Raw genomic sequence first — 16,155 nt, 5'->3', positions numbered from 1 at the left:
AAATTATGACTAAGAAAAATTTATATCTGACTATATTTTTGCTGTTTTTTGTTTTTTCGAATACAATATCAGCTTTAGATAAAGAACAATTTGTGTTCACACAGAAAAATGCTTCTTACTTTCCGTTAGCTGTTGATGGAAAGCCTATGTCTATACTGACCGATGATTCGGACTATAAAGGTGTACTACGTGCGGTAAACGATCTGAAAGAAGATTTTCAGAAAGTAACAGGAAACACACCCCAACAAGGGGCTGCAAAATTTACCTTAATTATCGGTACTGTCGGTAAATCGGCAATAATAGACAAACTGATACAAACAGGGAAAATAGAGGCAAAAGACTTAACAGGAAAAAACGAAAAGTATATCATAAAAACCGTAATGAATCCCATCGACGGAGTAGATGCCGCTTTAGTAATTGCAGGCAGCGACAAACGGGGAACAATATACGGTATCTATGAATTATCGTCACAAATAGGAGTTTCGCCTTGGTACTACTGGGCAGATGTGCCTGTGTCAACTAAAAAAGACTTGTACGTAAAACCCGGAACATATACCGAAGAAGAGCCAGCCGTTCAGTATCGCGGTATCTTCCTCAACGATGAAGCCCCAGCTCTAACCGGATGGAGCAAAGTTACTTTCGGAGGTTACAATCATCAATTCTATGAAAAGGTATTTGAACTGATCCTGCGCTTAAAAGGAAATTTCCTATGGCCTGCCATGTGGGGAAGTGCCTTTTATGATGACGATCCACTTAACGGACCTTTAGCAGATGAATACGGAATCGTGATGGGTACTTCGCACCATGAACCAATGGCATTAGCTCAACAAGATTGGAAAAGACGTGGAGAAGGTCCTTGGGATTATACAAAAAATGGCGATGTTCTCCGCAAATTCTGGACATCTGGTATAGAACGGGCTAAGAACTGGGAATCTCTCATTACAATAGGTATGCGTGGCGATGGTGACGAACCCATGAGTGAAGAAAGCAATATCGACCTGCTTCAAAAAATAGTAAAAGATCAGCGAGATATTATATCAAAAGTAACAGGCAAAAAAGCGGAAACAGTTCCACAAGTATGGGCGTTATACAAAGAAGTGCAGGACTATTACGACAAGGGTATGCGTGTTCCCGATGATATTACGCTCTTGTTATGTGATGATAATTGGGGAAACGTTCGCAAACTTCCCGACCTCGATGCTCCTAAACGCAAAGGCGGATACGGGATGTATTATCATTTCGATTACGTAGGCGGGCCTCGCAATTATAAATGGCTCAATGTTAGCCAAGTGCAACGTATCTGGGAACAAATGAACCTGACTTATCAATATGGTGTCGATAAAATATGGGTTGTAAATGTAGGTGATCTTAAACCAATGGAGTACCCTATCAGTTTCTTCTTGAATATGGCTTGGAATCCCAACCGATTCAATGCCGATAATCTGGTACAACATACAGAGCAATGGACTGCACAACAATTCGGTGAAAAATACGCTAAAGAATCGGCTCGTTTGATAAATCTTTATACCAAATACAACCGCAGAGTTACACCCGAATTGCTGAACGAAAAAACATACAGCCTCGAAAACTACAATGAATTTGAAACCGTTGTCAACGATTATAGAAATTTGGTTATAGATGCCATGCGTTTATATAATCTGATTCCCAATAATTACAAAGACGCTTTCGATCAATTGGTATTATTCCCCATCAATGCGTGTTCTAACCTGTATGAAATGTACTTTGCTGTAGCTAAGAACCGTTATTATGCCGAAAAGCAAGATGTTCAGGCAAATTATTGGGCGGATAAAGCTAAAGAATGCTTCGAAAGAGATTCTTTATTGACAATACATTACAACGAAAATATTTCGGGTGGTAAATGGGCTCACATGATGGATCAGATACGCATTGGATATACCTACTGGCAACAACCACAAAAAAGTGTGATGCCTAGTGTTAAATATGTTGCGACCACAATGGAGGTCAAAGAGAAAATATTCACCGAAGCGGATGGATATGTCTCTATCCAAGCGGAACATTTTACACGTCAAAAAAACGGAAATAATATATCGTGGAAAGTAATCCCTGATTTGGGAAAAACACTTTCGGCTATAACTACTTTTCCTGTAACTGCTATCCCTAAAGAAGGCGATAACGTATATCTGGAATATGATGTTAACCTGACAAGTACAGGTAATGCTCGTTTGATTGTTTTACTCTCTCCTACCCTCAACTTCAATTCAAATAAAGGCTTGCGATATGCAGTATCTATTGATGGTAGTGAAGAGCAAATAGTAAACTTCAATCACACGTATACTGAAAAGGAAAGAGAAGTTTGGGTTGCCAATAGCATTATTGAATCCACGACGAATCATAAAATTAACAAAACAGGGTTGCATACCATACGATTCAGAGTATTAGATCCCGGAATTGTTTTACAAAAAATAATGCTCGATCTAGGTGGGTTAAAACCTAGTTATCTGGGAGCACCCGAAAGTAAGACATCAAAATAAAATAAAATGAAAACCATAAATAAATATATACCAACGAGGCGGGTAGCATTTTTAATGCTGCTCACCTTATTTTGCGTTGTTAACGGCAGAGCATCTGTAAAACTTCCGGCACTGATTAGCGACGGTATGGTTTTACAACGAGATACGGAGCTAAAACTCTGGGGATGGGCTTCGGTAGGAGAAAGTATTGAAATTAGCTTCTTGAACAAGTCATACAAAACGACTGCCGATGCAAACGGAAAATGGGAAGTTACGCTCCCTCCACAAAAAGCAGGAGGTCCATATCAGATGCAAATAAATAATATTTCGATCAATGATATTCTGATTGGCGATGTATGGCTGTGTTCGGGACAATCGAATATGGAAACTCCTATCCGCAGGGTATTAGATTTGTATAAGGATGAAGTCAGTCTGATAAACAACCCGTATATCCGTCATTTGAAAACTCCTTTAAAGTACAACTTCACAGGAGTAAGTGACGACATAAATGGCGGTTCGTGGAAATCGGCAACCCCTGAAAATATACTCGATTTTTCGGCAGTCGCTTACTTCTTTGCCAAAGAATTATATGATAAATACAAAGTACCTATCGGCTTATTGAATTCGAGTGTAGGGGGATCGCCCGTTGAAGCATGGCTTAGCAGAGATGCCCTAAAACAATTCCCGTCCTATTTACAAATAGCCGATCAATTTGCGGTAGCCGGCTATATAGACAGCATTCGAACCAGAGAAAAAAAGATGGAAAGCAATTGGTATTCTACTTTAAATAAAAATGATAAAGGCGTATCCAATTGGTTTAAAAGTGATCTGAATACGTCCGATTGGGGAACAATCAGTTTACCCGGATATTGGGCAGATAAAGGAGTCGGAAATATAAACGGATCATTTTGGTTTCGTAAAGACTTTGAAGTTCCCGCTTCGATGGTCGGTAAACCTGCCGTACTTCGTTTAGGATGTATTGTGGATAGCGATTCGACATACATCAATGGAGAATTTGTAGGAACAATTTCTTATCAATACCCTCCCCGTATTTACACTATCCCTTTGGGGCTTCTTCACGAAGGTACAAACTCCGTAACCCTACGTGTTATTAATTCCATAGGAAAAGGAGGTTTCGTAGAAGATAAACCGTATCAAATTATTGTAGGAGATGAACTTATAAACCTCACAGGAGAATGGAAATATAAATTAGGGGCGGAAATGAGTCCTTTAAAACCCCAGACATTTTTCCAGTATAACCCTATGGGGCTATACAATGGCATGATAGCTCCATTGATTAATTACCCTATAAAAGGCGTTATCTGGTACCAAGGCGAAGCAAATACATCCAGACCCGCTGAATATAGTACCATGCTTTCGGCGTTAATCAATGATTGGCGGACAAAATGGAACAAACCTGATTTACCATTCATTATAACGCAGCTTCCCAACTTTATGAAAGTTGAGAAACAACCCTCCGAAAGCAATTGGGCTATGTTAAGAGAGGCACAATCTAAAGTACTAGAAATTCCAAATACAGGAATGGCAGTCACCATAGATTTAGGGGAATGGAACGATGTTCATCCTTTAAAGAAAAAAGAGGTTGGATACCGTCTGGCTCTTCCCGCCATGAAAATCGCTTACGGAGATAAAAAGATTATAAGTTCAGCACCTGTATATAATAACATGGTTATAGAAGGCGATAAAATAATTCTTTCATTTAAAGAAATCGGAAATGGTTTTGCCGCTAACGAAAAACTCAAAGGCTTTGCTATTGCAGGAAAAGACAAACAATTTGTTTGGGCAGATGCTAAAATTGAAGGAAATAAAATTATTGTATCGAGCGACAAAGTGAAAAATCCCGTTGCCGTAAGATATGCTTGGGCAGATAATCCCGAAGGAGCTAACTTACGGAATAAAGAAAGTCTTCCCTCCAGCCCATTCAGAACAGATAATTGGTAAGGTCACAGACCTTTTTATTATTCATATAGATATAAACAGTAAATAACAATAGGTATCACACCTTAATAATGATAATTATGAAAGTATTTAAAAACTTAAAACCTTTTTTGCTTGCACTAAGCATCCTTACATTAACGGGATGCAACAGCAAAAAGATTGAACCTTATCAGGACACTTCTCTTTCTTTTGAAGAAAGAGCAACCGATCTTGTATCGCGTATGACGTTACAGGAGAAAGTAAATATGTTGCGGTACGATTGTCCCGGCGTAGAACGTCTGGGTGTTCCTGCCCATAATTTCTGGAACGAGTGCCTGCATGGTGTCGCCCGTTCGGGTAAAGCAACCGTTTTTCCGCAGGCAATCGGTATGGCTGCCATGTGGGATAGTGAAGAAATGTTCGGTATTGCGGATGCCATTTCGGACGAAGCACGTGCCAAACATCACGAATACGCTTCGAGAGGTAAACGGGGCATTTATCAAGGATTAACTTACTGGACTCCGAATATTAACATTTTCCGTGATCCGCGTTGGGGACGGGGAATGGAAACATACGGCGAAGATCCCTATTTAACGGCTGAACTGGCTGTTCCTTTCATCAAAGGATTGCAGGGTGATGACGCTAAATACCTTAAATTAGTGGCTACCGCCAAACACTTTGCTGTACACAGCGGACCCGAATCGACGCGCCACTCGTTTGATGTATGGCCTAACGATTACGATTTGGAAGAAACATACCTGCCTCATTTTAAAAGAACCGTACAGGATGCTCATGTATATTCGGTGATGTGTGCTTATCAAAGTTTCAGGGGAGCACCGTGTTGCGGCAATAAATTTCTGGAAAGTATGCTGCGCGAAAAATGGGGATTCAAAGGATATATAGTTTCAGATTGCTGGGCAATTCGCGATTTTTATGAGGAAAAAGCTCATCATGTAGTAGCTACCCCCGAAGAAGCAGCGGCAATGGCAGTTAAAGCAGGCACAGACCTCAATTGCGGTGATACTTATGTACACTTGGTATCTGCGGTTGAACAAGGCTTAATTACCGAAGCTGAAATAGATGTTTCGGTTCACCGTGTACTTCTAGCCTTATTTAAACTAGGTATGATGGATAACGATAAAGATGTAAAATATGCCCAAATACCTTATGATGTGGTGGAAAGCAAAGAACATCAGGCTTTATCGTTAGATGCCGCGAGAAAATCAATGGTATTGTTGAAAAATGAAAATAATCTTTTGCCTTTCAGCAAAGATGTGAAAAAGGTAGCTGTTATAGGACCAAATGCAGATGACTTGGAGGTACTGCTAGGAAACTACAACGGCTACCCTACTAAACCTAAAACACCATTAACGGGATTACGTGAAAAACTGCCGAATGCCGAAGTGATATACGCACAAGGTTGTGCTTTAGCTGAAAAACTCCCCTACTTTGAAGCTATCCCTTCCGAATACTTGTTTACGGATGCAAGTAAATCGCAAAAGGGTCTTAAAGCTGAATATTTCTCCAATATCAAATGGGAGGGAAAAGCTGCACATACACAAGTCGATCCGAATATAGATTTTATCTGGTGGACAACTGCTCCTTTCAAAGATATGAAATACGATCAATTCTCGGTACGATGGACAGGGGTACTTGTACCTCCCACATCGGGTGAATATGCTTTAGGTGGTGAAGGTTTTTCTGGATTTAATTTATATTTGAATGACTCTTTAGTAACCAAATGGAAAGATGTACATCATCCTCGCAAAGTATACGAATTGATGAAACTCGAAGGTGGCAAAGCCTATAATGTCCGCTTAGAATACGTTCAGGATAATACTGAGTATGCTATTATGCGTCTGCTTTGGGGTACACCAAAACCGAACTTAAAACAGGAAGCTATCGATTTGGCTAAATCATCGGATCTGATAGTGCTTTGTATGGGACTAAGCCCATTATTAGAAGGTGAGGAAATGCCTGTAAAAGTAGAAGGCTTTTCAGGTGGCGACCGCTTGGATATAAAATTGCCAAGTACACAAACCGATCTGATTCGTGAGATTCATAAATTAGGAAAACCAACCGTATTGGTATTTTTGAACGGTAGTGCATTAGCATTTAATTGGGAAGCCGAGAATATGCCTGCCATCATCGAAGCATGGTATCCCGGACAAGAGGGAGGAACAGCCTTAGCCGATATTATTTTCGGCGATTATAATCCTGCCGGACGTCTGCCGTTGACATTCTACAAAGACATCAAGCAAATACCTGCTTTCAGCGATTATGATATGACGGGTAAAACGTACCGCTACTTCAAAGGTGCTCCTTTGTATGAATTCGGATATGGATTAAGCTATTCCACTTTCGAATATACAGTCAAAAATGCACCCGAAACAATTAAGTCTGGAGACAATATCACCATTTCGGTAGATGTGAAAAACACAGGCAAAATGGACGGCGACGAAGTGGTTCAGCTATACGTTTCTCTACCGGACAGTAAACTGAAAACGCCAATCAGAGCTTTACAAGGATTCAAACGTATTCACTTAAAAGCCGGCGAAACTAAAACCGTTGAGTTTACCGTTACGCCAAAGCAAATGGCAGGACGTGACAAAGAAAATCTGGCTCAGGTTTCAAACGGAAAAGTATTACTTTCGGTAGGTGGAAAACAGCCCGACAGCAAAGCTATCAGTTCAAAACAAGTGGTTCAGAAAGAAGTTCAGGTTACAGGAAATACCTTTTATATTAAAGACTAGTTCTCAGTAGGGGTGAACCTATGTGTTCACCCACAGCGGGCAGACACACAGGTCTGCCCCTACAACTAGAATTTCTTAATAGCATGGGCAGGCAAATCTCTGCCCACTATTCTCAATTTAACAGGTCTAAAACCTTAATGCTTATGAAATATATAATAAACACCTTTATTCTTGCTATACTTTCTTCTTCGCTTTTTGCGGAAGACGGTAGCAAATTGTGGTTAAGGTATACTCCACCTGAAGCTATTTATGATTTTTCGACAGTAACGATGGACGAAACCAGTCCAACTTTAGAAAAAGCTCTTAAGGAGCTAAATATTGCATGGCAATCTTTTGAAGGAAAGGACATACAAACAAGTAAAACAACCGACGCTGGTTCTTTGGTTATCGGTACTTCAAAAAGTAAAAACATTACTTCTGTTATATCCTCTAAAGATTTCGACGATTTAGGTAATGACGGCTATATTATCCGAAATATAAACAAAGGAGGCAAACAAAGTATTACCATTGCTTCAAATACAGATATAGGAGTACTTTACGGAGTATTCCATTTTCTGCGGTTGATCCAAACAAATCAATTATCAGCATCTATAAATATCGTAGAGAAACCAAAATATGATATTCGGATACTCAATCATTGGGACAATTTGGATAGAACTGTCGAACGTGGCTACGCCGGATATTCGCTCTGGAAATGGGATGAATTACCCAATACTTTATCACCCCGATACGAAGCTTATGCACGTGCAAATGCTTCAATAGGAATAAATGCAACGGTCTTGAATAATGTCAATGCAAGCCCTCAAATTCTGAGTAAAGAATATCTTCATAAGGTAAAAGCTTTGGCTGATATATTCCGTCCCTATGGTTTGAAAGTATACTTGGCTGTCAACTTTTCATCACCTAAAGAATTGGGAGGATTACCCAATTCAGACCCCTTAAATAAAGAGGTTATTAAATGGTGGAACGATAAAGCGAAAGAAATATACAGTATCATTCCCGACTTCGGAGGATTTTTGGTAAAAGCCAACTCCGAAGGATTGCCCGGTCCACAAGATTACGGGCGTACTCATGCCGATGGAGCTAATATGTTGGCTGATGCCCTAAAACCATATAACGGAATTGTTATGTGGCGTGCATTTGTTTATAACCCAAGCAACGAAGACAGGGCAAAACAAGCCTATCTGGAGTTTATGCCTTTGGACGGACAATTCCGCGATAATGTAATCATTCAGATCAAAAACGGACCTATTGATTTTCAGCCTCGTGAACCGTTCAGCCCATTGTTTGGAGCTATGCAGAAAACACCCGAAATGGTAGAATTTCAGATTACACAAGAGTATCTCGGATTCTCGAATCATCTGGCTTATTTAGCACCCCTATTCAAAGAAACGCTCGATAGCGATACATATGCCAACGGAAAAGGCTCAACTATTGCTAAAATAACGGATGGTACTTTGCGTCCTCATAAACTGACGGCTATTGCAGCCGTTGCCAATATCGGCGAAGATACCAACTGGTGCGGACATCATTTCGCACAATCCAATTGGTACGCATTCGGTCGTTTGGCTTGGGATCATCAACTTACCTCGAAACAAATTGCGGATGAATGGATAAAGATGACTTTTTCGAAAGACAATGGTTTCGTTAATCCTGTAAAAGATATCATGCTGGCATCTCGTGAAGCTGTTGTCGATTACATGATGCCGATGGGCTTACACCATATTTTCGCATTCGGGCATCACTATGGACCAGAACCTTGGGGAGATGTGCCGGGTGGACGACCCGATTGGATGCCTTGGTACTATCACAATGCCGACTCTGTCGGACTTGGGTTTGATCGTTCTATTACAGGAAGCAACGCTGTTTCTCAATATTTCTCACCTCTGAAAGAAATTTATAATGATGCTTCCCGTTGTCCCGAAAATTTACTACTTTGGTTCCATTATATACCTTGGAGCTATAAAATGAAAAACGGACGTATTATGTGGGATGAGTTGTGTTATAAATACAACTCGGGGGTCCAACAAACCCGAAGCTTTCAGCAAACATGGAGGCAAATGCAACCTTATATCGACGAACAACGTTTCAATGATGTAAAATCTAAATTAGAAATACAATCACAAGATGCCGTTTGGTGGAAAGATGCATGTTTGCTTTATTTTCAAACATTTTCTAAACGTCCTATCCCTTCCGATATAGAACCACCTGTACATAAACTGGAAGATTTAAAAAAGATAAAACTGGATATGAAGCATCACAATTAAGGGTTGGCACGACTAATAAAAATATAGCATTATATAATTACTATTAAAATCATGGAAAAAACTTGGAGATGGTTTGGTAAGAAAGATAAAATAACCTTACCGGTGCTCAGGCAAATAGGAGTAGAAGGCATAGTCACGGCACTGCACGATGTACCCAATGGCGAAGTCTGGACTTTAGAAGCTATTCTCGATCTGAAAAAATATATTGAAGATGCAGGGCTTCGATGGTCGGTAGTAGAAAGCCTACCTGTTAGCGAAGCTATCAAATATGCAGGAGAAGACAGAGACAGATTGATCGCAAACTACAAGATAAGTCTCGCAAATCTGGGCAAAGCAGGTCTTAAAACGGTGTGCTATAACTTTATGCCCGTAATAGACTGGATTCGTACCGATCTCGAATATCCTTGGGAAGACGGTACTTCGTCCCTTTATTTCGACAAAACCCGATTTGCTTATTTCGACTGCTATATTCTTCAACGCGAAGGTGCTGAGAAAGATTACACACCCGAAGAATTAGCACGGGTAAAAGAACTGGGCAAAACGATAACCGAAGTCGAAAAAGAGGCTTTGATAGATACCATTATCGTAAAGACACAAGGTTTTATAAACGGTAATATCAAAGAAGGAGACAAAAACCCCGTAGCTATTTTTAAACGCCTGCTTTCGCTCTATGATGGCATAGACCGTGATACATTACGCCAAAACATGAAATATTTCCTAGAGCAGATAATGCCTGTTTGTGAAGAGTACGGTGTAAATATGTGTGTGCATCCCGACGATCCACCCTATCAGATGTTGGGGCTCCCTCGTATCGTGACCGGTGGAGATGATATAAGCTGGATATTGAAAGCTGTTGATAATCCTCATAACGGATTGACATTCTGTGCAGGATCTCTAAGTTCAGGGATACATAACAGCGTACCCGAACTGGCTGCAAAATTTGCTTCACGCACCCACTTTGTGCACCTTCGCAGTACGGACGTTCTGAAAGATGGCAATTTTATAGAAGCTCCCCACTTGGAAGGCAGAGGACATTTGATAGATGTAGTCAGAGTATTCGAGAAAGAAAACCCGGCGTTACCCATGCGTGTAGATCACGGTCGTTTGATGTTGGACGATGGTGAAAAAGGGTATAATCCCGGTTACTCTTTTTATGGGCGTATGTATGCCCTTGCACAACTGGATGGTGTAATGGCTGTTGTAAATGATGATTTGAAAATTAAATAATGTAGCTTAAATGCAAAGAGCACCTCACCCCAACCCTCTCCTACTGAGAGGGAGCAAAAAGACTTTGCGTCTTTGTGTCTTTGCGTTTAAAATATGATGTTCCTTGTGTTTCTAATGAATATAAACTCTAATAAATAAAAATAAGATGAACGAAATATTTAGTATTGCAGGAAAAGTAGCTGTTATTACAGGAGCAGGAGGTGTTCTTGGAGGCAGCATAGCCAAAAGTTTTGTAGAGGCAGGAGCCAAAGTAGTAGCCATTGATATACGTCAGGAACAACTCGATGTAAGAATCAAAGAATTGACCGATATTGGAGGCGAAGCAATCGGAATTATAGGTAATGTGCTCGATATAGAAAGCCTAGAAAAAGTGGCACAGGAGATTCTTGCCAAATGGGGACGTATCGATATACTGTTGAATATAGCAGGTGGAAATATGCCCGGAGCGACACTAGCACCCGATCAAGCATTTCACGATATGAAAATTTCAGACTGGGAAAAAGTCACCAGCCTCAACCTCAATGGAACGGTGTATCCGTCGATGGTATTCGGAAAAGTGATGTCCGAACAAAAAAGCGGAAGCATTATAAATATCTCTTCTATGGCTGCATATTCGGCAATTACACGTGTACCCGGTTATTCGGTAGCAAAAACAGGAATCAGCAATTTCACTCAATGGCTAGCTACTGAAATGGCTTTGAAATATGGAGACGGTATTCGCGTAAACGCACTTGCTCCCGGATTTTTTATCGGTGATCAAAACAGGGCTGTACTTATCAATCCCGATGGGTCTTTAACTGAACGAAGCCAAAAGGTTTTAGCTAAAACACCTATGAATCGTTTCGGAGACATTACCGAATTAAACGGAGCTGTACAGTTTCTATGTAGCCCTGCCGCCAGTTTTATTACAGGGGTGGTTCTTCCTGTAGATGGTGGTTTTTCGGCTTTTAGCGGAGTGTAATATACTTATATAATAAATGATACCGCCTGTTTGTCAATACCGATAACAGGCGGTTTTTGTTTTATGTATTTTTTCAACATAAAAATCACAAAGAACACAAAATGTAGGCACAAAGTATATTCGTAATACCTTTTCTTTTTGAACATAAACTCTGAATAATAAAATAAAGTAATAAAATCGAATACCCAATTAAACCTTTTGTTTTTATATTTGTCAAACAACTTACGTTAGTTACATATTTGTCCCTTACTGATTATATTTATGAATAAAAAGGCTAAAATTGCACTGATAATTGCTATTGTATTGATAATTGCCGGAATGGCATTTTATCCCAATATAAAAAACATGTTACTTTCAAAAGAAGGAGATTCTCTAATCGCAGGAAGCAATAAAGGAGGAAGTAGAGAACAAAGATCGCTGAATGTAAATGCAGTAATATTAAAATTTGAGAATCTTAATGACGTTTTTCGAACAAAGGGAATATTGATTCCCGATGAAGAAGTTGATTTAGCATTCGAAACCTCAGGGAAAATCACTGAAATTTATTTTAAAGAAGGATCCTCTGTCAAAAAGGGAGATTTGTTAGCCAAAGTAAATGACAGTCCATTACAAGCTGAACTAAAAAAACTAGAAGCCCAAAAACCTCTGGCTGAAGATCGTGTTTTTCGGCAAAAATCACTTCTGGCAAAAGACGCAGTAAGTCTGGAAGCATACGAATCGGTAAACACCGAATTAGGTAAATTAAACGCCGATATAGAGCTGGTAAGATCAAAAATAGCTCAGACAGAATTAAGAGCCCCTTTTACAGGTGTTATCGGACTACGCCTTGTGAGTGAAGGTGCTTACGCTACCTCCTCAACAATTATCTCTAAGCTAACAAAAATCTCACCTCTTAAAATTGAATTTTCAGTCAACGAAAGACAAGCTAATGATATAAAGGCAGGAACTCCCCTTATTTTCACCTTGGATAACGACCTCAACAAATATAAAGCTTCGGTATATGCTATTGAGTCCAATCTTGACAAGCAGACACTTACTTTAAAAGCCCGTGCCATTTACCAAAATGAAGGAGGAAAATTAAAGCCGGGGCACTCTGCTAATATTGAAATACAATTACAGGAAATCAAAAACACGTTGGTTATTCCCAGTTTATCAACGGTTGCCGAAATGGGACGAGATATTGCCTATATCTATAAAGAAGGAAAGGCTCATCAGGTAGAATTAAAAAAAGGAATGAGAACAGCTTCTTCAATTCAGGTCTTAGACGGGCTAAAATTGGGAGATACCCTTCTTGTAAGTGGAGTTATGCAATTACGGGATGGAATGCCTGTTACCCTTGATAATATAAATTGAAGTGCATCACCAATTATCTTGTTGTAGTTTCTTATCTACAGAAAAAATAGCTGAATTGTTATTTTCAAATTACGATCAAAAGTTTACAGCCATATGACCATTTCGGAATTAAGTATACGACGCCCCGTTCTATCAACGGTATTTATGCTGATCATCTTTATCTTAGGGATGATCGGTTACACATATTTGGGGGTTCGTGAATATCCCAATATAGATAATCCTATTATTACAGTAAGCGTATCTTATCCGGGAGCAAATGCTGAAATCATAGAGAGTCAGATAACCGAACCTTTGGAGCAAAATATCAATGGCATTCCCGGTATTCGTTCACTTGTTAGTAGCAGTAGTCAGGGTTCAAGTAATATTACGGTAGAATTTGAGCTGAATGTCGATCTCGAAACAGCCGCCAATGATGTACGAGACAAGGTTTCACGTGCTCAAAGATATTTACCTAACGATTGCGACCCTCCGACTGTATCGAAAGCCGATGCCGATGCAAACCCTATCATACAGATGACCGTTCAAAGCGGAAAGCGATCGTTGCTTGAATTGAGTGAGATTGCAGAGCTCACCATTAAAGAGCGCCTACAAACCATTCCGAATGTTAGTGCGGTTGAAATATGGGGGCAACATAGATATTCTATGCGCCTATGGCTCGACCCTGTAAAAATGGCAGCCTACGGAATAACTCCGATGGATGTAAAAAGTGCTATCGACAGGGAAAATGTTGAATTACCCTCAGGAAGTATAGAAGGCGACAAAATAGAACTATCCATCCGAACTTTGGGGTTGATGGAAACTCCCGAGGAGTTTAATAATCTGGTTATTAAAGAGGATAACTATAATGTTGTTCGATTCGGGAATATAGGAACAGCCGAACTGGGTACCGAGAATCCAAGAAATATTATGCGTAAAAACGGTATCCCGATGGTAAGTGTCGTCATCATCCCTCAACCGGGAGCCAATCAGATAGAAATCTCAGATGAGACAATGATCCGATTGGAGCAGATGAAAAAAGACTTACCGGACGATGTTCAGCTTGGTATAGCCTTCGATAACACTAAATTTATCAGAACCTCTATCCACGAAGTAGAAGAAACAATCTATATAGCTTTCCTTCTGGTAGTAATCATTATATTTCTCTTTTTACGTGACTGGCGCGTTACATTAGTACCTTGTGTGGTGATTCCTATATCGTTGATCGGAGCTTTCTTTGTGATGTATGTTGCAGGATATTCTATTAATGTCTTGTCTATGTTAGCCGTCGTTTTGGCGGTGGGGTTAGTAGTTGATGATGCTATTGTCGTCACCGAAAATATTTATATCAAGATTGAAGAGGGTATGGCTCCTTTGGAAGCAGGTATTGAGGGTTCAAAAGAAATTCTGTTTGCCGTTATCTCAACAACAATAACATTGGTAGCTGTATTTTTCCCTATTGTCTTTCTCGAAGGAATGACGGGTCGTTTGTTCCGTGAGTTCAGTATGGTTATTGCGGGATCAGTACTTATTTCATCCTTTGTTGCTCTGACATTCACCCCCATGTTAGCTACCAAATTGCTAAAAAGGAACGACAAGCCCGGATGGTTTTACCGCGTTACCGATCCTTTCTTCAAAGGAATGAACTCGGCATATAGTAAAGGTTTAAACTATTTTCTTGCACATAAATTTCTGGTGTGGCCTATTATAATAATAACATTTATTGGAATCATTTTCCTTGGAAAAAATATACCATCCGAGATGGCTCCTTTGGAAGATAGATCCCAAGTATCCATAAGGGTGAGCGCTCCCGAAGGTGCAACTTACGAATTCTATAGAGATTATGTAGAAAAAATATCTCAAATAGTGGATTCTGTTGTACCCGAAAGAGTTTCGAATATTATGCGTGCCCGAAGTGGAGGCGGAAATATAACTGTTGTATTGCCCGATATTCAAGACCGGAAAAAAAGTCAGATGGAGATAGCAGATGAACTTTCGGCTCCTCTGAGGAAAGAAACCGAAGCCCGTGCTTTTGTACAACAACAATCTACTTTTGGCGGACGACGCACAAGTATGCCTATTCAGTATGTTCTGCAAGCCCCTAACATTAAGAAATTGGAAGAATTCATTCCCTTGTTCATGCAAAAGGTAAATGAAAGTCCCTTATTTCAGATGGCTGATGTAAATCTGAAATTTACAAAACCCGAAACCCGAATTAAAATAGATAGAGATAAGGCTGCCTTACTAGGAGTCAGCACACGTGATATTGGACAAACACTTCAATATGCATTGAGCGGACAACGGATGGGTTACTTTTACATGAATGGAAAGCAATACCAGATATTAGCGGAAATCAACCGTCAACAACGAAATACACCTTTAGATCTGAAGTCTATATATCTGAAAAATCTAAATGGCAGTATGATTCAGCTAGACAATTTAGTAGAACTGGAGGAAAGTGTGGCACCTCCGCAACTATATCGTTACAATCGTTTCAACTCTGCAACCGTATCCGCCGGTCTCTCGCCGGGAGTAACGATCGGTGCCGGACTGAACGAGATGGATCGTATAGCAAAAGAGACTCTTGATGAAAATTTCCGTACGGCATTAGCCGGCGACTCTAAAGATTTTAGAGAAAGCTCATCAAGTCTTATGTTTGCATTCCTGTTAGCTATAGTACTTATATTCCTTATACTAGCCGCACAGTTCGAGAGTTTCAAAGACCCTCTGGTTATAATGCTTACCGTACCGCTAGCCATAGCCGGAGCATTACTTTTTATGTACATCTGGGGTATCACCATGAATATATTCAGTCAGATAGGTATTATCATGCTGATTGGATTGGTTGCCAAGAACGGTATACTTATCGTCGAATTTGCCAACCAACGTCAAGAGACAGGTATGAGTAGGCTCGAAGCCATTCAAGGGGCATCAGTACAACGTCTGCGTCCTATCCTTATGACCAGTTTCGCAACCATACTGGGTTTATTACCTCTGGTTTTAGCTACTGCAGAAGGTTCGAACGGACGTATAGCAATGGGTGTTGCCGTAATTGGAGGTATGACTATCTCCACGTTCCTCACCGTATTTATTGTACCTGTAATGTATTTATATATATCTACTGACAGAACAAAGAAGCCTAAAAAAAATGAAGAGAAAGCCTAAAGCTTTGATTAAATTGAATTCTT

The 16,155-nt window shown here is 40.0% G+C and carries 8 protein-coding genes; all 8 read left to right on the top strand.

Annotated features, from left to right (window positions below; genetic code table 11):
• The first annotated feature begins 5 nt into the window (after window positions 1-5).
• The 8 genes from CLV62_RS06580 to CLV62_RS06545 all read left to right on the top strand — a co-directional run bounded on the left by CLV62_RS06580 (window position 6) and on the right by CLV62_RS06545 (window position 16,132).
• A complete protein-coding gene (locus CLV62_RS06580; protein ID WP_110309991.1) occupies window positions 6-2,513 on the top strand; it encodes a glycosyl hydrolase 115 family protein in 2,508 nt (835 codons plus the stop codon).
• 6 nt (window positions 2,514-2,519) lie between these two features.
• Window positions 2,520-4,454, top strand: a complete 1,935-nt coding sequence (locus tag CLV62_RS06575; RefSeq protein ID WP_221409221.1) for a sialate O-acetylesterase — start codon at window positions 2,520-2,522, stop codon at window positions 4,452-4,454.
• 77 nt (window positions 4,455-4,531) lie between these two features.
• The gene (locus CLV62_RS06570) at window positions 4,532-7,183 is read left to right on the top strand and encodes a glycoside hydrolase family 3 C-terminal domain-containing protein (protein WP_170120022.1); all 2,652 of its coding nucleotides are present in this window, start codon (window positions 4,532-4,534) and stop codon (window positions 7,181-7,183) included.
• Window positions 7,184-7,326: 143 nt separating this feature from the next.
• Complete coding sequence (locus CLV62_RS06565) at window positions 7,327-9,450, top strand: alpha-glucuronidase family glycosyl hydrolase (RefSeq protein ID WP_110310024.1); 2,124 nt, start codon at window positions 7,327-7,329, stop codon at window positions 9,448-9,450.
• Between the two features lie 51 nt (window positions 9,451-9,501).
• Window positions 9,502-10,677, top strand: a complete 1,176-nt coding sequence (uxuA, locus tag CLV62_RS06560) for a mannonate dehydratase (protein ID WP_110309988.1) — start codon at window positions 9,502-9,504, stop codon at window positions 10,675-10,677.
• Between the two features lie 145 nt (window positions 10,678-10,822).
• Complete coding sequence (locus CLV62_RS06555) at window positions 10,823-11,638, top strand: SDR family oxidoreductase (RefSeq protein WP_110309987.1); 816 nt, start codon at window positions 10,823-10,825, stop codon at window positions 11,636-11,638.
• A 261-nt stretch (window positions 11,639-11,899) separates the two neighbouring features.
• Entirely contained in the window at window positions 11,900-12,991 is a 1,092-nt protein-coding gene (locus tag CLV62_RS06550; protein ID WP_110309986.1) for an efflux RND transporter periplasmic adaptor subunit, read from the top strand.
• A 93-nt stretch (window positions 12,992-13,084) separates the two neighbouring features.
• Window positions 13,085-16,132, top strand: coding sequence for an efflux RND transporter permease subunit (locus CLV62_RS06545; protein WP_110309985.1), 3,048 nt, complete (start codon window positions 13,085-13,087; stop codon window positions 16,130-16,132).
• The last annotated feature ends 23 nt before the right edge of the window (window positions 16,133-16,155 follow it).

The sequence above is a fragment of the Indolivaga alginatilytica genome (assembly GCF_003201355.1).
Classification (GTDB): domain Bacteria; phylum Bacteroidota; class Bacteroidia; order Bacteroidales; family Dysgonomonadaceae; genus Dysgonomonas_A; species Dysgonomonas_A alginatilytica.
This window is presented reverse-complemented; position numbering and strand designations above follow the sequence as displayed.